The 20,858-nt window shown below is 69.7% G+C and carries 12 protein-coding genes and 3 pseudogenes; 7 read left to right on the top strand and 8 right to left on the bottom strand.

Annotated elements, in window-relative coordinates:
* The 6 genes and pseudogenes from AB0I77_RS16580 to AB0I77_RS16555 all read left to right on the top strand — a co-directional run.
* Positions 1-267, top strand: a pseudogene (locus tag AB0I77_RS16580) (gluconolaconase); the annotation flags it as partial.
* A gap of 209 nt (positions 268-476) precedes the next feature.
* On the top strand, positions 477-1,775 hold the full coding sequence (locus tag AB0I77_RS16575; RefSeq protein WP_363283251.1) for an SNG1 family protein: 1,299 nt from the start codon (positions 477-479) through the stop codon (positions 1,773-1,775).
* A 232-nt stretch (positions 1,776-2,007) separates the two neighbouring features.
* On the top strand, positions 2,008-2,577 hold the full coding sequence (locus AB0I77_RS16570) for a TetR/AcrR family transcriptional regulator (RefSeq protein WP_363283250.1): 570 nt from the start codon (positions 2,008-2,010) through the stop codon (positions 2,575-2,577).
* A gap of 244 nt (positions 2,578-2,821) precedes the next feature.
* Entirely contained in the window at positions 2,822-3,187 is a 366-nt protein-coding gene (locus tag AB0I77_RS16565) for a nuclear transport factor 2 family protein (RefSeq protein WP_363283249.1), read from the top strand.
* Positions 3,188-3,535: 348 nt separating this feature from the next.
* Positions 3,536-4,672, top strand: a complete 1,137-nt coding sequence (locus AB0I77_RS16560) for an alpha/beta fold hydrolase (RefSeq protein WP_363283248.1) — start codon at positions 3,536-3,538, stop codon at positions 4,670-4,672.
* A 414-nt stretch (positions 4,673-5,086) separates the two neighbouring features.
* Positions 5,087-5,246, top strand: a pseudogene (locus AB0I77_RS16555) (IS5/IS1182 family transposase); the annotation flags it as partial.
* Positions 5,247-5,412: 166 nt separating this feature from the next.
* Here AB0I77_RS16555 and AB0I77_RS16550 read toward each other — a convergent pair.
* Positions 5,413-9,354 (bottom strand): CHAT domain-containing protein, encoded by a 3,942-nt coding sequence (locus AB0I77_RS16550; protein ID WP_363283247.1) that lies wholly within the window; start codon positions 9,352-9,354, stop codon positions 5,413-5,415.
* A gap of 98 nt (positions 9,355-9,452) precedes the next feature.
* Positions 9,453-9,707: a hypothetical protein gene (locus AB0I77_RS16545; RefSeq protein WP_363283246.1), complete on the bottom strand. Its 255-nt coding sequence runs from the start codon at positions 9,705-9,707 to the stop codon at positions 9,453-9,455.
* Positions 9,708-9,904: 197 nt separating this feature from the next.
* Here AB0I77_RS16545 and AB0I77_RS16540 point away from each other — a divergent pair, with 197 nt between their 5' ends.
* A complete protein-coding gene (locus AB0I77_RS16540) occupies positions 9,905-10,840 on the top strand; it encodes a hypothetical protein (RefSeq protein WP_363283245.1) in 936 nt (311 codons plus the stop codon).
* A gap of 543 nt (positions 10,841-11,383) precedes the next feature.
* Here AB0I77_RS16540 and AB0I77_RS16535 read toward each other — a convergent pair.
* The 6 genes and pseudogenes from AB0I77_RS16535 to AB0I77_RS16510 form a co-directional block, all read right to left on the bottom strand.
* Complete coding sequence (locus AB0I77_RS16535) at positions 11,384-12,586, bottom strand: hypothetical protein (RefSeq protein WP_363283244.1); 1,203 nt, start codon at positions 12,584-12,586, stop codon at positions 11,384-11,386.
* 18 nt (positions 12,587-12,604) lie between these two features.
* A complete protein-coding gene (locus AB0I77_RS16530) occupies positions 12,605-14,044 on the bottom strand; it encodes a tetratricopeptide repeat protein (protein WP_363283243.1) in 1,440 nt (479 codons plus the stop codon).
* A 290-nt stretch (positions 14,045-14,334) separates the two neighbouring features.
* A complete protein-coding gene (locus AB0I77_RS16525; RefSeq protein WP_363283265.1) occupies positions 14,335-15,000 on the bottom strand; it encodes a hypothetical protein in 666 nt (221 codons plus the stop codon).
* Positions 15,001-15,013: 13 nt separating this feature from the next.
* Positions 15,014-15,136: pseudogene (locus AB0I77_RS16520) on the bottom strand (transporter); the annotation flags it as partial.
* A 527-nt stretch (positions 15,137-15,663) separates the two neighbouring features.
* Positions 15,664-19,848 carry a caspase family protein gene (locus tag AB0I77_RS16515; RefSeq protein ID WP_363283242.1) on the bottom strand — a complete coding sequence of 1,395 codons (4,185 nt, stop codon included), beginning with the start codon at positions 19,846-19,848 and terminating at the stop codon, positions 15,664-15,666.
* A gap of 11 nt (positions 19,849-19,859) precedes the next feature.
* A complete protein-coding gene (locus AB0I77_RS16510; protein ID WP_266779573.1) occupies positions 19,860-20,783 on the bottom strand; it encodes a hypothetical protein in 924 nt (307 codons plus the stop codon).
* Between the last annotated feature and the right edge of the window lie 75 nt (positions 20,784-20,858).

Raw genomic sequence — 20,858 nt, 5'->3', positions numbered from 1 at the left:
AGCGACGACAAGGGACGGCTCTACGGCGGCGACCTGGAACACAACTCCCTCTGGCGCAGAAACCCGAACGGCACCTACCGCACCCTCGCCCAGGGCACCGACCTGCTCTGGGTCGACACCCTCTCCGTCGCCTCGGACCGGCACCTGTACGCCACCGCCAACCAGCTCAACCGGCTCTCCCCCTTCCACGAGGGCCAGGACCTGCGCCGCAAGCCCTATCTCCTGGTCCGCCTGCCGATCGACGCCGGGCCGGTCAGGCTCGTATGACCTCTCCGGCTCGCGTCAGACGGCCACCTGGTCGCTGTCCAGGTGCGCACCCCAGCAATGCAGCGGTCGACCCCGCCCCAAACCGATCGGTTTACAGGTGAGTCTAAAACCGACCGGTTTCATCAGCCGGAGTCCCGGCAGGGTGCTGAATCCAGCCGTCCACCCTTCTTCGGATATGAGCGTGTTATCCGAGACCGGAGTAATAAGTAATGAGTGGGATTCACCCCTTCCGCGTACTGCGCGCCAAACCCCTGTGGATCGCCAACGGCGTCATCACGGGCGCCCTCGCGGTGCTCTTCACCGTGTTCTACGTCGGCGCCAACATCGATCCCGTCGATCACATGAAGAATCTGCCCGTCGGCCTGGTCAACGCCGACAAGGGGGCCGCTGTCGGTGGCAAGCAGGTCGACCTGGGGGCTCGGATCACTGAGTCGATCAAGGAGACCACCGCGAGCGGGGGCAAGATCGACTGGAAGGTGATGGGCGAGAAGCAGATGAAGGAGGCACTCGGCAAGGGCAAACTGTACGGCGCGCTCGTCGTCCCCGCCGACTTCACCTCCGCCACCACCGCACTCACCAGCGCCGCGACCACCGGGACCCCGGCCCGTCCGACACTGACGGTGCTGACCAACCAGTCCGCCGGCAGCGTGGGCTCCAGCCTGGCCCGGACGGCGACCACGCAGGCGGCCGAAAGCGCCTCGCTCCAGGTGGGCAAGGAGCTCACGTCCCAGGGCGGGACCGGGCAGGCGAAGCTGCCCGCCGCGGCACGCGTCCTGCTCGCCGACCCGGCCGCCGTCACCGTCGAGGACGGCCACCCCCTCGACGCGCACAGCGGTCTGGGCCTGACGGCGTTCTACTACGCGCTGGTCCTGGTGGTCGTCGGCATGCTCTCCGCCAACGTCATCAGCGGCCAGGTCGACCACGCTCTGGGCTACACCCACAACGACATGGGCCCGCTGCGCCTGCACCGCCCGCTGATCCGGGCCACCCGGGTGCAGACCCTCGCCATCAGCAGCACCCTCATGGCCGGACTGTCGCTGCTGATGGGCACCCTGGTCATGGTGGGCGCGGTCGGCCTCATGGGAATGCACGCCGCCCATCCGCCGCTGCTGTGGCTGTTCTCGGTGTGCGCCGTCGCGGTCTCCGGGATCGGCGCGCTCACCCTGCTCGCGGTCTTCGGTACGCCCGGCATGCTGGTGGTCACGCTGGTCTTCATCGGGATGGCGGTGCCGACGGCCAACGCCACCACGCCGATCCAGGCACTGCCCGGCTTCTACCGCTTCCTCGCGGAGTTCGAACCGCTGCGGCAGATCACCGGCGGCATCCGCTCGATCCTCTACTACGACGCCCAGGGCGACGCCGGTCTGACCCGGGGCTGGGTGATGATGGCCGCCGGCCTCGTGGCGGCCGTGCTCTTCGGCTTCGGCGTGCTCGGGTGGTACGACCGCAAGGGGCTGCACCGCATCCCCGCCGAGACGGAGCCCGAGAAGACCGCTGCCCTGGCGTAGCGGAAGGCGGCTCACCCAAGACGGGGCCATTACGCGGAGTGGCCCCGGTGTGCGTCGCCTCCGTGGGGACGAGAGGCGCGTGCACCATCAGGGCTCGGCGACGGTCTCTCCCCCAAAACCGGCGTCGAGCCTCTCAGCGGCCTTCAGACGTCCGCCCGACGGCGGGCACCTCCCCCGACCCCACATGGAAACCGATCGGTTTCTATTGCGTCCGATCGGAGTTGACCTCGCGGTGACTACCAAAGTGAAGCAAAGCCCCCGGGAGCGGCTGCTGGAGGCGGCGGCCACGCTCACCTACCGCGACGGCGTCGGCATCGGCGTCCAGGCGCTGTGCAAGGCGGCGGGAGTGTCCAAGCGCTCCATGTACCAGCTGTTCGAGAGCAAGGACGAACTGCTGGCGGTGAGCCTGAAGGAGCGTTCCGCTGCCTTCGTGGCGAGGGCCCTGCCCCCGGCGGATGATGGCCGCTCCCCCCGCGAGCGGATCCTGCACGTCTTCGAGCGGGTGGAACTGCAGGCGGGTGCGCCCGAGTTCCACGGCTGCCGGTACCTGGCTGTACAGATCGAGCTGAAGGACCAGGCCCACCCCGCGAGCCGGGTGGCCCACCAGATCAAAGCGAACCTGACGGCCTTTTTCCGTGCCGAGGCCGACCATGGCGGGGCGAGCGATCCCGACCTGCTGGCCCGCCAGTTGATCCTGGTCTTCGACGGCGCCAGCGCCCGCGCGGGGATCGGCGCCGACCATCTGACCGGGCTCATCGCACCCACGGTGACCGCCCTGCTCGATGCGGCAGACATGCACTGATCCGCCCCGTCGTCGCGCCGGCCCGGCGACCGAAACGCTCTTTGGGATTGATGCCCGACCCCGGCGGCCGGAGCAGCGCCCACGGCCTCAGGTCCCCGCTTCCCCGCCATCGGCGGGAAGCCCGATGGCCGTAAGCCTCGTACCTGCCTGGGCCTTCGACAAGCAGATCCGCAAGCTCGACCAACTCGACGGCTGACACCCGCCACCTGCAAACCCGATCGCGCCGTTCATACCGGGGAGACCCATGTCCGACACCCCACACTCCGCCGCCACTACCGCCGCGCGCTGGCGATCCGCCCTGGAACGCGGTGACGTCGACGCCGCGGCCACGTGCCTGAGCGCGGACGTCGTGCTCGTCCCGCCGCTCACCGAACAGTTCCACCGCGAGGGACCCGGCCAGCTGCGAGACTTCCTGGCCCCCGCGTACACGGCGGTCGAGGACATCCGCCTCCACGCCCAGACCGGCGAGGACAACGCCTCCACGGTGCTCCACAACGCGCGGGCACGACCCAGCCGTTCGAGGAGGCGCAGCTGCTGCGACTCGACCACGAGGCACACATCAAGGAGATCACGCTCTTCGGGCGTCCGATGCCGGCCCTCACCACGATGATGATCACCCTGGGGCCGGACCGCACCCTCCGGCAGGGCCCCGTGGCCTCGCAGCGCTCCTGCGCGCCAGCGCCGCGCCGACGCACGCGCTGGTCACCTTCGGGGACCGCAGCGTGGTCCCGCCGCCCCGGCCGGGAGCCCGGCGGACCTGACAAGACCAGGTGCGAGCACGGCCTCCAGCAATTCGATCTCGATGATCCAGCGACGGATCTCTGACTCGCCGGGGCGATGACTCGGGCTCCGGAAATCCTTCCCTTGAGTATGCAACCAGGAAAGTAGGAGAAAGATGTCGACACGCTCACGCCCACATCACGGGAAGAAAGGTCTCATACGGCACAGGACTGGCCGTGTGGCCATCGCTTTCACCGCTCTAGCAATGTGCGCGTTGCTTCAAGGTTGTGCTGGCCCCGCGCGGTCGGCCACCGAGCACCAGACTGCTGCAGGCACGGCGGCAAGTGGGGCACCGTCGCCCCAGTCCGGTGTGACGACTCCCCGCGAAGGAGACGCCACTGTCGCTGACTACAAATTCCGGGACGGCGAGAAAATCGATCAGCTGAAACTCCATTACACCCTACTCGGCAAACCGCACAAAAATCAGAAGGGCGTGATCGATAACGCTATCTTGCTCCTTCACTGGACGGGCGCGAGCAGCAAGGCCCTGTTGACACCGGAGTTTCAACAGTCGCTTTTCACGCCAGGGGCACCATTTGATGTGACACGTTATCTGGTTATCATTCCCGACGCGATCGGGCACGGTCAGTCGAGCAAGCCGAGCGACGGACTCAGAAGCAGATTCCCTCACTATGGGTACGGCGACATGGTCGATCTCCAACACAAGCTCGTCACGGAGACACTCGGCATTTCGCATCTGCGCGCAGTCGTGGGGATGTCCATGGGCTGCATGAACGCCTGGCAGTGGGCAGAGGCTTACCCAACCGCGATGGACGGAATCATGCCAGTGGCGTGCTTCCCAGCGCCGATCAGCGGACGGAACCTGCTGTGGCGAAAAATCATCGTCGACCAAATAAAATCCGACCCAACCTGGAACGGCGGAAACTACCAACAACAGCCACCTGCGGCGGCGGCTGCTGCCAGCATTGCGCGCATGATGATCGACGGTGTCTCACACCTGCAAGAAGAAGTAACCACACCCGGGCAGGCTGACCAGTTCATCCAGGCCGTTAAAGCGCAATCCTCCGGCGGCGACGCCAATGACCTCATCTACTCGCTGGAGGCGTCCCAAGATTTTAACGCCGAGCCTCACCTAGGGAATATAACGGCCAAGTTGTACGCAATGAACTTTGCCGACGACGAATTCTACCGCGACAGCCTCGGTATCCTGCAGCGAGACATGACCAAGGTGCAGCACGGAAGATACGTCGTACGCCCGACTACAGACGATTCAACGGGACACTTGTCGATGACACATCCAGCCCTGTGGAAAGACAAGGCGCAAACATTCATGAAGTGGCTCAACGCCAACTGAGCCATGCTCCAAAACTATTACTGCGATCACTCGCACATTTCGCGAGTTACTGCCGATTTCTCACACGAGCGATCGAGCGTGCTCGGCGCCCTAGTGGACCTGCTGAAATGCGGGTTTCCAGTCAGCCAGAGCTCCGACGGAACCCGCGCGTACTCCACTATGGAAGACGGTGCCGTCGGGCAGGAGTTTGATGGTCCGCGCGGTCGCCCTGCCGGCGTAGACACCGTTGGTCACAGCAGTTCACGGCAGGCGCTGCCTGTGGGTGGAAGGGGTGACTCACTGGCGTTGGCATGAGTCAGCGGTCCGTGGTCGCCGTGTCCCGGCAAGCCTTTGTCAGGACTTACTGGCTCCAACAAAAGCGGTTTGATCATGTGACTGTCTGCTTGATCGCCCGTTGATGAGGCTATGGGGTACCTGCCCCAGGAGCTCGGCTTCGGCTCGAGCATGACGTGCTGGCGGCGCCTGGCGGCCTGGAACGAGGCCGGTGTCTGGGACCAACCGTGCACGGCCGGGCAGCGAGCACCACATCCTCACCGACGGCCAGGGCATCCCGCTCGCGGTGTCGCTGAGCGGCATTCCCGCCGGAGCTGCCGCCGGTTCGGCCTTGTCCGTGGTGGGGGAGAGTCCTTGGCACAGCAGTACGGTGGCGTCGCGCGGTCGGCTCCTAGTCACGGACCGCCGCGCCATCCCCGGACAGTGCAGGGTCGGCACACTGCCTGTTCGCCGGCAGGCCCTGATGGTCAGGCGCCGGTGTGAAGGTAGGCGGCCCACAGGTACGGGGTGCGGGTCCGGTCGTAGCCACCGGGCATGTCGTCACCGTCGCGGGCTCGGCGCAGAGCGGCATGCAGGGCACGAGCCGACCCACGCGTGTCGAGTAGTCCGCCGGGGGTGCGCAGTGAGGCGTAGAACGTCCTGGCGATCGTGGCGGCGAGGTGGTCGCTGACCTCCCACAGGGTGCCGATGACGTGCGGGAACCCGGCCAGCTGGAATGCGGAGGCCAAGTGGATGGCCTCGTCCGCCAAACGGTCGGCCTCGGCCGAGGCGGTGCGGCACGCGGACAGATAGGCCAATTGAGCACGGGACAGTTCCACGGCGGCGAGGCCGGCGACGGTGAAGGGGTCCTCTGCGTGGTCATGCAGCAGAAGGAGGCTGCGTGAGGGGTCGGTGGGATGGCCGGCGCCGTGGCAGGCGAAGTGCGCGATAGCGCAACCGGGAAGCTGCCCCAGCACGTTGGCCTTGGTCGGTGTCCGTGCGGCACCGGTGTCATTGGATCGGTCACTCCCCGGCTGTTCCGCCTCGCCTTCCGGTCCCGAGGGGGCCGGCAGCTCCCGCGAGCCGGCCGGTCCTGGCCGGTCAGGTTCCCGCAGCAGCACGGAGGCGGGCAGCATCCGGTGCAGCATCTGCGTCTCCTCGTCCACGTGGTCCAGCCTGCCGAGACCGGACAGACCCGGTGTGGTGGGCATGGCGACGATCAATCCGCGTGTGTTGCCTGCCCGCTGAGCCGTCTGGCCCCTGACGCGCTCCCGGGCGTACCGCAGCGCACGCACGGTGGGTGTGTGGGAGGACACCACCCGGTCCATGACCGTACGCCGCCCGGGGGCCTGCGGAGGGTCCGCGTGATGACCGGCGGCGTGCAGGGGCAGCATCCCGAGCAGTCCGCCCGGAGACCACCACAGCCGAGGCCACTCCTGTTCCGGCTGCCGGTCGAATCCCAGTGCGTCCAGCACCGGCCCTGCGGCCGCGTCCCACAGCCATTGCAGTACTTCCACCAGCGTGGCCTGCGCGCCGCGCCGCGCGCTTCCCGTCTTGCCCTCCACGGCTCCACGCAGCGCCGCGCCGAAGACGGCGGCCTTCTCCGACACGACGGTGTGGGTGAGGCCTGGTAGGTCCATGTAGGTCACCCCTGAAGGCACGAGCAGCAGGGCGCCGCTGCGGCGGTGGCTGATGTTGAAGACCACCACGGGGCCTTCCCCGGCTTCGGCGAGGAGCTCTTCCGCACGGGGAGGCATCCCGAAGAAGGCGAAGCCGGGCAGTGAGCGGATCTCGGCTCGGAGTTCGCCGAATTCATGGGCCAGTTGGTGACGGTCGCGTGCCGTGTGCTCAGCGTCCCGGCCCTCCGCGTACGACGGGTCGCTCTCCGGGGTGGGCCGGTCGAGAGCGTCCCGCAGCTCCGCGAACCTGCGGGCTGGTTCGGGATGCCGTTGTCGCAGGGTGGCGAGGTCGTCGCGGGCGTCGAACGCCTGGCTGAGCAGCACGGCCCGCCCGGTTTCCAACAGCCGCAGGGCGCGGGTGGCACGCTGCCCGGCCGTACCCCGGGTGCTGGAGAGGACCAGTGCGGCAGCGTCGGCGGACAGGCCGGACAGACCACCGATCGCGTGCTGCTGGTCCGATCGCTCCAGGCGGCGGGGTGCTACCTCGGGCAGCAAGAGAACCGCTGCCTCCGCCATGTCCGCCGCTCGCTCGGCGTCCACCGGTGCGAGCAGCCTGGCCGCCCGCCATGCTGCTTTGGCGCGGGCCGAGGGCGCGGCCGCAGTCACCTGCCACGCCGCGATCTGCGCGGCCACCGCCCCGTCACGGTCTGCGGTGTCCCCGGTGTGCTCGAACCGCGACTGCAGCGCGCGTCCCAGATTGGCCCAGTAGATCAGTTGGTAGGGCGAGCCGTCCTGGCTTTCGGCAACCGCAGTGCGTGCCACAGCGACGGCCGAGTCCAGGTCTGCAGCGTTCCCGACGTGCTGGGACCGGTCCTGCAAAGAAATCGCGAGGTTCGTCAGCCGCCCGGTCCGGTCCGGATGGTCGGCGGGCGTGTCCCGGAGCGCCCGGTCCTTGGCCTCGATGGCCGCGTCCAGGTCGGCCAATGCGCCGGTGTGGTCGTACTGGGACATCAGCGTGCTGCCCAGAGTGGACAGCAGAGCGGCACGCAGGGGATGGTCGGCCGGTATGTCCTGGATTGCCAGGCGTTTGTGTTCTACGGCCGCGTGCAGGTCGGAAAGGTCGCCAGTGCGTTCGAAGCGGGACTGCAGCACACCGCCTAGGGCCGCCTGTCGCAGGGCCCGGTCGGGATGGCCGGGCGGGGTTCTCCTCAAAGCCTCCCGCTTGGCGTCGACGGCCGCCCGTAGGTCCGTCATGCTCCCGGTGCGATCGAAGCGTTCGTGCAGAGCACTGCCCAGCGATGACGAACGAGTGGCCCGTTTCGGGTCCTCGTGCGCAGTCTGGCGGAGTGCTTCGCGCAGAAGGTCGACAGCCGCGTCCAGATCCGCGAGGGCACCGGTCCGGTCGAACCGCGACAGGAGACCGCCGCCGAGATTGGCCGTGTATATCGGCCGTCCGGGATCGTCGTCCGGGCACGTCTCGGCCGCCTCGCGCAGCGCTTCGATGCTCGCCCTCAGGTCGTCCGCGTCGCCGCGTCTCACGAACCGCGACCTGAGCGCTCCGCCCAGATTGGTGAGTCGGGTTCTTCGCTCCTCGTGGTCGGGCGGAGTCGCGCGCAAGGCCGTGCGGAACAGGGAGACGGCAGTGTCCAGATCGGGCAGGTTCCCGGTCCGGTCGAAGCGGTTGTGCAGCTCGCCGGCCAGAGCGGTCAACCGGTAGGCGTGATGCGGGTGTTCGGGCGGGGTCGCGTGAGCGGATTCGCGCAGGAGCGCGACGGCCGCGTCCAGATCCGCCGTTTCGTCCGTCTGCGCGAACCGGGCAGCCAGCGCGCTGCCCAGGGCGGCCTGCCGGCCGACGCGCGCAGGATGGTCCCGTGGAGTGTGCTGTTCCGCTGTGCGCAAGCAGTCGACAGCCGCGTCCAGGTCCGCCCTGTCCCCGGTGCGGTCAAAACGCGCGCGCAAGGCCCGCCCCAGGTTGTACATGTACACCCCTGGGTCCGGATCGTCGGCCGGAGGGGCAGCGACTGCGGCCTTTAGGGCATCGATACCGGCGTTCAACGGGTCGAGGGCCCCACTCCGTTTCGACTCCGACCACAACGCGTGCCCGAGATTGGTCAGCCGGTCGGCCCGTTTGGGGTGCTCAGGCGGTGTGTGCTCAACTGCTTCGCGCAGAATCCCGGTGGCCGCGTCCGAGTCGGCCGTGCTGCCCGTTCGCTCACCGCGGGTCTGCTTGGCGAGGCCCCAGGTCGTCAGGCGCGACGCGCGGCTGGGATGGCCGGGCGGTGTGCCTGCAGCCGCCTGGCGCGATAATTCGATGGCGTGTTCGAGATCTGCCAGGTCGCCGGTGTCGTCGAAGCGCGTCTGCAGCACATGTCCCAGATTCGACAGGTACATCGGTTCGTCCGCGTGGCCGGCCGGGCACACCCGGACAGCGGTGCGCAGGACGTCCACCGCTGTCTCCAAGTCGGCCCGGTCCCCGTCCCGGTCGAACCGCGCGTGCAGTGATATCCCAAGATTCGTCAGATGGTCCGCACGCCGGGGATGATGGGTCGGGGTGCACCGCACAGCGACGCGGAAGACGTCTACGGAGGCGTCCAGATCGGCCGCGCCGCCGGTGTCCTGAAACCGCTCCAGCAGTACGTTCCCCAGGTCGAACATGCGGGTCGCGCGGCCGGGTTGCCCGCGCGGCGTGATCCGTCCCTCCACCAGGAGCTGCGAGAGCTGTTCGGCTTCTGCGAGGGCCTGCGGCCCCTGAGCGGGATGAGCGGATGCGGCGCTGTCATGCGCGTCGGCGATCAGACGGAGCCTCGCCACTGCCGCCGCCTGTAGTTCCTCACACACACCGCCCCCGACATCTCTCTGGTTTGTCCGAAGGCTAAGCGCAATCATGGCTGGGCGTAATGGAGTTGGCGTCAGCACTCCTGGCCGTACGCACGAACCGAAGGAGCTCTGTGGCCGACCGACCGGACAAAGTTGCCGAGCGTTCGATAACCAGGACGGCCGCCGTCTGCGAGCACCAGGAGGAGATCAGAGCAGAGCTCCATGCAGGAGCACAGGGCGACGCGGAACCCCTGGAGCGGGTTCTGGCTGCCGTGCTCCGTGGCGGAGACCTCGATGCGCCGCTCAATGATCTGCATGCCGCGCTCCAAGCCGGCGGGGACGCCCATGGGCTGGACGGTTACGGAAACGGAGCGCACCGGCCCGTCCGTGGCCCGCGCCCTGTGGGGATCACCTCCACTGGCCCCGGTGAGACGGTCTACCTGTGCCCGCAGGCGCGGTGCGCCAGAAACTGGGTGCCGCAGGGTTCACAGGCCGTGCCCACCTGCACGATCAGCGGTGTCGGCCTGCGTCGCACCCGGTTGTGATGATGGTCAGCAGCTTCCTCTCCGAACTTGGAAAGCGGCTCGCCGAGCGATGGTTCTCCGTACTGGTGATGCCCGGCGCGCTGTATCTCGCCCTGGCCGTCGTCGCGCACACCCTCGGCCACAGTCGGCCCTTCGATCTGCCGTTCCTGATCGACCGGATCACGGACTGGGCGAACACCCCCGCCGCAGGGACCCTGGGCGGGCAGGTCGTGTCACTGGTCGCCGTCCTGGCCGCTTCGGCAGCCGTCGGTCTCGTCGCCCGCTCGCTCTCCGCCTTGGTGGAACGCGCCACCCTGGCCGCGGACTGGCGCGACTGGCCGCCGCCGCTGCGCCGGCACGTCGGCCGGTTGGTCACGCGTCGCCAGGAGCGCTGGAGGACCAGGGCCGCCGCCTGGCATCGGTTGCGCCGCGACGCCATCGACAGAGCGGTCCGTGGTGAGCGGACCGATTCAGTCGAACGACATGCCGCATACAGAGCGATGACTCGCATCTGTGCCGAACGTCCCGACCGCCCCACGTGGTGCGGGGACCGATTGCACGCGGCGGCGATTCGTCTGGAGCGGGATTTCCACCTCCAGCTCGATCTTGTCTGGCCCCATATGTGGCTCGTCCTGCCCGACAACGAGCGGGCCGAGATCACGGCCGCCGGCCAAGGCATCAACCGCGCCACCGCACAGACAGCATGGGCAGTCCTCTGCCTGGTACTCGCCCTGTTCTGGTGGCCCGCGGCGGCGGTGGCAGCCGTCCTCGTCCTCAGCGGCCACCGCGGCTGCCGGGCCGCGACAGACCTGTACGCCCTGCTCCTGGAGTCCGCCGCGCATCTCCACATCCGCGACCTCGCCGAACGCCTCGGTCTCGACGGCACGGGGACGCCCGAGGAGACAGGGGAACGTGTCAACCGGATACTGGAAGGTACCCTCCCCCCGCCGCCCTGATTCGTAAAGATCATCTCCACGCACGATGAGAAGCGCCGCGGTGTCAGTGCGCGTGGTTGACCGGGATCCTCCCCGATGCCCGAACGTCGCCCTTCGGCGCATGTCTCTCAGCCCACACCATCGGCCCCAGCCCGGCGTCCTCGTCGCCGGTTCCAACGGCTCGTTCAGTACCCGATCGCCTTCTTCCGGTGGACTCGGACACGTCATTGCCGCCTGCAGGCTCCGCCACCGGGACCGTATCGCCTTCAGGTGGCGTCGCAGCAGATCGGCGAGGTGGTTGACGGTGCTCGTGGACAGCGGCAGACGGCACTGGTGGACAAGCGGGCAGGTGTCCTCGGCATGCTCTTTGGTTCCCGTCACACAGTTCCAACGGCCCTCCGGGGCGCCGTGGTTACGCCCTTGGCGCACTACTCCGGACGCTGGCGTCCCCGGTCACAGGCGGGTGGTGAACCGGCCGTCGGGCAACGTCCAGCACGTTCCGTACCTCGGCGTCCTCGCTCCATGTGGTCAGCAGGCCCGTGAGGGCCGCCTTGCTCAGACCGGTCAGGGAGGCTGCAGCACGGCTCCGGGATGGTCGAAGTCGTGCACAAGGGTGTGCCGGCCGACGGTGCGCGGGCGGTGTCCGGCGGCGAGGCCCAGCTGTCCGCCGTAGGCGACGTACCGGCCATCCGCCGAGGACAGGACGAAGTCGAGGTGCTCCGCGACCGCGCGGAGCGGCACCGGGGGCGGGACGGGCCGCAGGGTGTGCGGGTCGTGGAAGCGGAGCCGGTGCTCACGGTGGTCCGTACCGCCGACGGCGCCCCAGGCCGGCACGGCGAACAGGTTCCTCAGCGCGGGCCCTCGAGGGGCGGCCGTCACGTACGGCTGGTGGCCGTGCAGGTCCCAGACCAGCAGGCCGCCCCCGTCTCCTGAGGTGAGAAGCCGGTCGGGTCCGCAGAACACCATGTCGCGGACGTCCCCGAAGTCTTCGGGGACGGCGGCCACGCCCAGGGCCCTTTCCAGTCCTTGGTCGACCGTGACCAGCCGGTGCCTGTCGGAAATGACCAGCCGGTCCCCGGCGGGGTGGACGGCAAGCAGATCGCCGCCGGCGAGTCCCCACTGCGCGAGGTCCGTCTGACGCAGATCATCCGCGCTCGTAGCGACGAGCGCGGCCGGCGCCAGCCGCAGACCGGCCACGAAACCGGAAGCGGTGACGGCGAGGCTCGCTCCACCCACCGCGGTGCCAGAGGCCAGTACCCGGGTGCGTGGTCCGTCGAGCCGGACGAGCTCGAACCCGGTGAGGGGCCCGTCCCGCCGGCGGGCCCCGATCGCCTGGCCCGCGCCGAGGCAGGCAATCGACGTCAGCGCCGCCTTGCCCTCGGCCAGAGTGGTCTGCCGGCCGCTCTCCAGGTCGAGGGTCCGGACCACCTCGCTCATGTCCGGCTCGATCGTAGCCACCAGGAGGGCCACGCGGCCGTGCGCAAAGTCGGCGTAGTCCCCGTTGTGGATGGTCAGCTCCTCGGGCACCCGTACCGTCGCGGCCTCGGCCAGCCGCTCGACCAGCCGGGCCGCCCGGCGGGGGTCGATGTCCCTGAGCATCTCCAGAACTTCGAGATCGGCCTCCGCCGGCGGGCGCCACTGGTGCAGGGGGATGCGCCCCGCCAGCTCGGCGGCGTCCACGAGCGGGACCGAGCGGATCAGCTGCCAGTACCCGGACCGGTCCCCGGCGCGCGCCAGCCACTCCGGCGGGGGCAGTCGGCCGGGCACGGGTGTCGGGTCCCACCCCTACACGGACACCGTGGCGGCGGGCCGGTACACCGCGTTCCGGAGCGATACCTTCGGGGAGCGCCGGTCGGCTTCCGGGTCCGGCGGCAGGCCGGCCGCGTGCAGGGCGTCGTTCTGGCCGTGCAGCGCGCCCCGGAGGCGGCATTCGTAGCGGTCGGGGGCCCGGGCGGCCAGGCGCCGGAAGACGGTGACGCACTCCGCTCCGGCCGTGACGGCCTGCGCCGCGCGGCCCGCGGAGACGAGGGCATCGCGCAACAGCCCGAGCGCGCTCGCCAGTCCTTCCTCCTGGGCGTGCGGATCGGCACGGGCCAGCCAGCGGTAGGTCTCGACGCTCTCCTGCGCCGCGGCGACGGCCTCGTGCGGCCGGCCGGCGGCGGCGAGTTCGTGCACCAGGTTGATCAGCGCGAGGGCGAGGTGGGCCCGGTGGGGGCCCGGATCGCCGGCCGTCAGCTCCCGCCACAGGGCGACCGCTTCCGCAGTGGTCCGGGCGCCCTCTCCCGCGTCCCCGGTACCGGCGCCGCGCAGGGTCAGCGCCGACGTGTTCGTCAGGGCGATCGCGAGACCGGCTCTGGCCCGCGGGTCGGTCCGCATCCAGTCGCGGTAGCGAGCGATCGCCTCCTGACTGGCCCGGTCCGCTTCCTCCCAGCGGTGGGCGGATTCCAGCTGCAGGGCGTGGTTGGCCAGGGCGGTGGCCACGTCAAGGCCGTACTGCTCAGGGTCGGCCTCCGCGAGGCGGCGGAAGATGGCCACCACCCGCTGCTGCGCCGCGAGCGCCTCGTCGTCCCGGCCGAGGTCGGAGAGCTGGTTGGCGTAGTTGGTCAGGGACCGGGCGACGTCCGCCTCGTAGGAGTACGGGTCAGCGGCAGCAAGGCCCTCGAACATGCCCACGGCCTGCCGTCCTGCCTCGGCGGCCTCCTCGTCACAGCCCAGCGACTGAAGGTCGCTGCCGTGGGGGACGAGGATGCGGGCCTGCTCGGCGCGGTCCTCGCCGGCCAGCGCGAGCCGGTGCTCCAGCAGCCGTACGCGGAGCAGAGCCCGGCCGGTGACCAGGTCGTCGGGCACCGGGTCGGGGATGTGGGCCGCGACCGTCAGCAGCAACTCCGGTGCGGCATCGGGGAGCTGGGCCAGCGCCACGAGGAAGGCGTTGCCGGCGGCCACCGCGCGGGCGGAGTCGGCGCGCGGCAGCGGGTAGAGCAGGTCCCGCCCGACGTGCGGCCACCGGGCTGCCGCGGCGGCGAGCGTGGTGAGCGCCCGGCCTGGCCGCCGGGCCCGGAGCACCGCCTCGGTGGCCGTGCCGGAGGCCCATCGCTGCGCGGGGTAGTCGGCGGTGTGGCCCGGCAGGGTGAAGGCGAGGAAGTCCTCGGCCAGGCGGTCCGGGTAGAGCGGTTCGAGTACGGACCTTCCCCGCCGCGGTGTCAGGTGGCGGGTAGCACACCGCATGGTCGGCGAGCACGCCGGCGGTGGGGTGCCCGAACTCCAGGGCGTCCACGAGCATGGTCCCCTCGGCGACCGGCTGGGCCCCGACCAGCGACGCGGTGTACACGGCGCGGTTCATCACCGTCGGCCGGGTGCCGATGCGCCCGTGTCTCCTGCCGGTGTGCATGCGAGCCCAGTTGAGCTGCTCACGGTCGAGGAGGTAGGCGGTGAGCCCTTCGAAACTGACGGGGCCCGGGCCTCGGGGTGGGGCATCCAGGCCGCACGCGTCCGCGTCCACCGCGACCAGCGCCGCCCTATGCACGGCCAGCGTGAGAGCGAACGCATCGTCTGTCAGGTCGACGCGCGTTGAGGGCGGATCGATGCCGTACCGGTCGGCGAAGGCGTCCCGGGCGGCGCGGAACATCGTGGTGCGCGCCGGGCCCGTCGGCGTCCAGCGGCGGCAGGGCCTGGGACGATGCCGAGACCTGGCTGTTGGCCGGCGAGGCCCGCAGGGCGGGCCAGAGGTCCGCGGTCCGCCCCAGCATCAATACACGTACGGGGATATCGGTCCGGTGCAGCAGGGCGTTGCTGAACAGCCAGGTGAGCGAGGCGAGGGGCCAGCGGTCGGCGTAGTCGACCAGGAGGAGCAGGCCGGCGGAGCCGGCCGTGCGGAGGTCCTGGCTGCCGGGGGGCGGCAGAACACCGCCGGGGCCCTCGGTCGCGGTGACCACCCTCCAGCCGGCCGCGGCCCGGTCGCGTGCCGGCTCCTGTGCCAGGCGGGTCTTGCCCTGCCCTCCGGGTGCGTGGAGCCAGCGGGCGGCGCGGGCCGGCCGTGACCCGCACCAGTCCCGCAACTCCACAAGTTCCCGCTCCCTGCCGGTGAAGCCGACCACCGCGAGGCGCGCGTTGAGCATGCGGCTGGGCTGTTCGGACAGCCAGGCCGCGTCGGGTTCGCCGGGCAGACGCCAGTTTTCCAGCACGTAGAGCGGGGTGCGGCGGCATGAGACAGGCGAAGTTCCGCAGCCGCTGATAGGCCCAGTACCGCTTACGCTGCACCCGGGTGACGCCGTCCCCAAGGCCGACGTGGACCTCGTCGACCGCGGCAGCCAGCTCGATATCGCCCGTAACGCCCACAGCGCACACCACCCGAACCTGCAGGTCAGGCGCCCTTTGCCGCAGGCTCAAGGATCGCGACGCACTCCACATGATGCGTCATCGGAAACGCGTCCACATAAGCCCATTCAATGAAAGCTGCAGCTCATAGGCCACTTGGTGAGCGTCTGGAAGTGCGTACCAAGGCCCGGAGCGTCAAACGAGCGTCAACGCCTACCTGTTCCTTGATACTCCCTGCAGGCTCGGCCCTGACGCCTGCGCGCCTGCGGTCAGCGGCACGGGGCAGGTCGAACCGCTCCCAGGCTTGGGGGACCAGGTCCGGCGCGGCATCGCCCCGAGGCGTAACGCCGCAGGAGTCGACTTCTGCGCCGGTCACGGCGCTGGAGCTGGTCAATGCCTGTATCCCCGACCGCTACCAGCACGCCTCGCTGGCCATTGCCGGATGACGGCCCTGCGCATCGCGAGCTGTGCGCTGCCGTCGGCCCTGACGTCCGGGCTGACGCAGCCCGCAGGCTGACCTCCCATGCGCTTCAGCGCTCCAGGACGATCACTTCGTATCCGGCGCCGACGACGAGCTCGCCGCCGGGGGCAAAGGCGATCGCATCGGGAGCGAGGGGCATTCGGGTCTCATGAAGGGGCGTGCCGTTGCCGAGGTCCCAGACAACCACGGTGTAGCGGTTGGCGGTGACGGCCACCGGCACCCCATCCAGCAGGCCCAGCTCCACATCGGACACCCAGCCGTCACCGAGCCGGTGACGCAGCTGCCGGGTCCGCAGATCCCACACCTGGGCGCCGTTCTTGGCAGTGGCCACCAAGACCACTGGGTCGCGTCCGTCGGTGCCGCAGACCAGGGCGTTGATCTGATCGGTCAGGCCCTTCAAGTCGCCCACCCGCGTCCAGTCGCTCAGATCCCAGACCCCTGCCTGGCGCTCGGCTCGCCCGAACAGATCGTTCTCCGCGATCACGACCAGAGGTCGTCCGTCCACGAGAGCCCAGGCCGAGACAGGGTGGTGGGAGGCGGCCTCAAAAGCCCCGCTGATCTGCAGGGTTTCCAGGTTCCAGATGCCAGTCCGGGCCCTGTCGAAGCCTTTCTGCGCGAGCAAGGCGATCGGACCACCTTCGAGGTGCCCGCAGGCCAGCAATTGCAAATCCGAGTGATTTGCCTCAACTCTTCCGGTCTCCGACCCGTCCGCGAGATTCCACACTCGTACGGTGCCGTCCTCGCCGCTGGTCACGGCGACCGGTGCGCCGGAGACCGTTGTACAGGCCACCCTTTCCAACCAATCGGTATGTCCTTCGAGGCACTGCAGCGCCCTTCCGGACGCCACGTCCCATACCCGTGCCGTGTGGTCATGGCTCGCTGACACCGCGACAGCGGCTCCGTCCAGCACAGTGCACACGACCGCCCGCACCCGACTGGAATGAGCCGGAGCCTCGACCGCCTCGGCTTGCTCCTCCAGGCTCCACAGTCGGATGGATCCGCCGCTGCCGGAGCTGGCAGCCACCGGTAGACCGTCCACACTCGTTATCACGATGGTATGGACCCAGTCCGCATTGCCGTTCAGCCGTGCGAGCAGCAGGCCACTCGGCCGTTCCCTCAGCTCCATGGAGCCGTCCCCGTAGCCCACCACCGTGACCGCGCGGCCTTCGAGTTCGGTGAACGCGATGGCCGAGATCCAGCCCGACCCGACGCGGCAGGAAGAGACGACGGCGTCCGTTGCCGGGTCACGGAACTGAAGATCCCCCTGGCGGGAGCCGAGGGACACGAACTCGCGGCCACCCTGGGCGACGCTCGCCACCGCCTCGCAATCCTCGGAGTCGCGGAGGTGGTCCGACTCCCCGGTCTCGAGGTTCCACCGCCGCAGCGGGCCGGACGGCGAGCCGACAAGGGCGGTGGCCATCCCCTGCGTCTCCAGGCAGAGGACCGAGAGGCGGTAACTGCTTGCCCCGGACGACGCCGGAAGGGTTCGTCTGACCTCGCCGGACATCAACTCCCGGGTCCACGCCGAGCCGTCCGGGGCACAGCCGACGATCAGCACCTCGTCGTGAAGCCAGGTGCAGACCAGACCCGCCACAGCGGTCTGTACCTGCCGCTCGTCGGCCTTGCGGGCGATCTCGGCCTCGCTCTGGACCACGAACCTCCGCAGTTCGGTGGTGCGTGCGAGGTCCCAGACGCGCACGGTTCCGTCGTCGGATGCGGTCACGGCGAGCGTGGCGCCATCCACCTCGATGCAGTCCATCGCCGTTACGGTGCGGGTGTGCCCGTCCAGGGTGGCCACACAGCTCTGCTGCGCCGGATCCCAGATCTGCACCGGCCCCCCTCTCTGTGCGCTGAGCACGACCGGCATTCCCTTCAGCTCCGCCGCGACCAGCGATTCGCCGGACGTCGAACTCAGCTCTCCCCGGAACAGGGTGCTTGTCTGGGACCCAGTCGCCCACCGCGGCGCCCACTCCAGCCTCCGCCCCAGCCTTCTCCGGTGTTCCTCCAGCCGGTACCGGGCCGCGTCCACGGCCAGCACCTGGGCCCGTTCGTGTACACACAGATCGCGGTAGAGGTGGGCCGAGGTTCGGTACATCGTGCGTACGTGCTTCGCCTCTCCGCTCCGTACACCGTCCATCGCGGCCAGCAACCCGTCCGGTTCCGCATGCACTAGAAACCACGGGTCCTGCAGGAGGTGTTCGAGGTCCCCCGAGGCCGCTGCGTGGCCCGCCAAGTGGGCATGGACGTACGGATGTGCGCGCTCCCAGTCCGGGCCGTCACCGTCGGCCCGCGGCGGCACCGAGGCGATCAGCTCAGCCGTCATCCGGCGTTGGTCTTCGCGGCTGCGTCGCGGATCGCGCAAGTGCTCGGCCAGCGCCTCGTGATACAGCCGGAACACCGACCGGTCCTCACCGGCCGGCACCTCCACCACGTACGCACCCGCCTGCCGCCACAGCCAGTCCACGTCGTCATTGGTGCACTTCTCGCCCGACAGAGCCGCCGCCAGCGGAGCCCACAGCGAATCCCACGGCAGACCGGAGCCCTCCGCGTACGCCAGGGGCCGCAGCAGTCGCCGTACCCGCTCCTCATCCTCACCGTACCGGGCCAGATAGGCGTCGAATGCCTGCCCGACTTCCGAGGGCAGCTCCTCCTCCCAACCCGGACGGGACAGGTCGGGGGTCAGGTCCCCGTGCAGCAGGGCCCGTACCGTCATCCGGGCGACCAGAAAGGAGCGGCCCGCCCGCCGGGCCACCGCGGCGGCCACGGTCTCCCGGTCCGCCACCGTCAACCCGCCGGGCATCCCGGCCAGCGTGCGCCGCGCGTAGTGCTCGATGTCGTCGCGGCCGGCGTACGCGTCGGTGTCCAGGTCGACGACCTCGACGGCCCGGCCCAGTTCGGGGATCATCGTCCGCCGGGTGCCGATCAGCAGGCGCAGGTTGTGCAGAACGGACATCGGCCGGAGCAGCTCACGGGCGATGCGCTGCGGTTCCCGCCCGCCGACGGCCGTACCCGCCTCCTCCAGCGCATCGATCAGCACGGTCCGCTGGGGACCCTCGTACTCGGCAAGCCGGGCCAGCAGTTCCGGCGGACTGTCCGCCTCCACATCCAGCGCGGCGGCAAGCCGGGCGGTGAGCCCTTCCAGGGTGGTGCCATGTGCGTGCACGGAGACCGTGACCGAAGCGGGTGGCGGCAGCAGATGTGCAGGCGCCTCCGGGTGGTCCGGGCGGGCCAGCGTGAGCAGCCGACCGAGGACGGCCGACTTGCCGGACCCCGGATCTCCTGTCACCACCCGCGCCCGGGCATCGTGGACGGGATCGCGCAGCCAGCCCGCCAGCGTGGCCAGGGCTTGCAGGCGCCCGGTGAACCAGTCACCCGGCTCGCTCGCGTACTCCACACCCCGGCCCCGCGGACCGAAATGCGCGGTCCACTCCCGCTGCGACTCCACGTCCATCGCCTCGTCGGGCAGGCCGGGCCGGTACTTCGGGTTGGGCAAGAACGGCGGGACCGCCCGGCCGGATACCGCGTGATAGCTGGCGCACTGGTCCGGACGGTGTCCCCGGAAATGGTCGTTGACCTGGTCGATCACCGTTGGGATATCCAGGTACCGCTGCCGCATCCCGGCCGTGCCCGCGCGCACCGCGGCCTCCAGAGCGGTCACGAAAGCATGGTCGTACGCGAGCTCACGGGAGCGGGCCGAGGCCACCAGCCACAGCCCGTCGGCCCCCGGGGGCCGATAGTCCACCAGCTGGCCGGTGACGTTCACGATCTCGGCCGCGCCCAGTTCGGCGTAACAGGTGTCGAGCAGCAGCAGAACGTGCCCGACCTGGGCGTCGGCCAGCAAGTCCGCGAGTTCGCGGGAGGCGAGGGTGGTGCTCACGCGGTTGCGACGGCTGTTGCGGCAGGTGAGCCGGTGGTGGCGGTCATCGCGCAGGCCATGCCCCGCGTAGTACACGACGAGCACGTCCTCCTTGCTGCGCTCGTCCGCCTTGAGCCAGTCCTCCAGACCGGCGCGCACCTGCTGGGCATCGGGTGCACGGGCGAGCTCCGGGAGGATCTCCACGTATCCGAGGGAGGAGAAGAGAGCCATGACCCGCCGCAGGTCCTCGGCCACGCCGGGCAGGTCCTCCAATAGCGGATCGGCGATGAACGTGCCGGTGCCGAAGGCGAAAACATACCGGTTGAGCCCGTCGGCAGCCGGGCCGTTCGGTGCGCCTGCTGCAGGAGCACCAGCCATCGGGCCTTGCGTCACCGAGTCAGCCCCATGGCGATCGCCGTCCCGGTCTCCACCGCCGTCAGGTAGGCGCGCATGCTGTGCATCTCGGAGCCGTTGTCCACGAGCAGGTCAAGGACCTCCGGTCCGAACCGGGGCGCCAGTTCTCGGACGAGCGCGACCACGTCACCGCTGTCGGCCAGGTTGGTCCATTGCTTGACTGGGGCTGGCCAGACCCCCGTACTGTCCTGCTGCGGTGCGGGCTGTAGGCGGTCGAAGACCAGCCCGGCCAGACCCAGCGGGGAGCCGAGTGTGACCAGGGTCAGCGGCGGCCGCTCCGGCCGGAGCGCGCACAGCACCTCGTAGGCAACAACCGAGCCCAGCGAGTGACCCACGACCACCCGGGTGTCTGGGGTGATCAGCTCCGCAGCCCGAGCCCGTACGGCTTCACGCAGCTTGGGCTCCGTGAAGTAGCGACGCACCTGCTTGAGGTCCGAGATAAGTAGCCGATCGGAGACGGCACCGAAGAATCGAGTACGGGTGAGAGCGTGCAGGGCGCGGCGAACCCGGTCCACAGACAGGGGGCGGCCGGCAAGACGGCCGACGGCGCCACGGGCAGCGGGACCGGAGCCCGTACCGTCCGGCCCTACAGTGTCCGGTCCAGGTATACGAGGGTCCAGCCGAGCCGCCTCTCGCCACCAGGTCTCCAGCAACTCGGCCTCGAACCCTGGCTCCACGTCCTCCGCCCGGTAGTACGGCTCGCCGCGCGTGCCGGCCTGCCGGTAGAGGTCCCCATATCCGGCGCAAGCGATGTCGTCGTCCGTCAACCGCCCGAGCGTGGGGTCTCGGCGCAGGGCGAGTCCGACCCCACCGCGCAGCGCTGGCTCAACTTCCGCCAAAAGGGTCTCGGCGGTGTCAAGTTGCCGCCCCACCCCGTGCACCACGACAACCCGGCTCATGGTCCCCCTCATGCGCGTCCCCGTGCTCCTGCCACGAGCCTAGTCGGAGACGGGCGTCGGGGGCTGGCCTCTTTC

The organism is Streptomyces sp. NPDC050619 (assembly GCF_040654815.1).
Lineage (GTDB): Bacteria > Actinomycetota > Actinomycetes > Streptomycetales > Streptomycetaceae > Streptomyces.
Note: the sequence above shows the minus strand (reverse complement) of the source record. Positions and strands in the feature narration are given on the sequence as shown.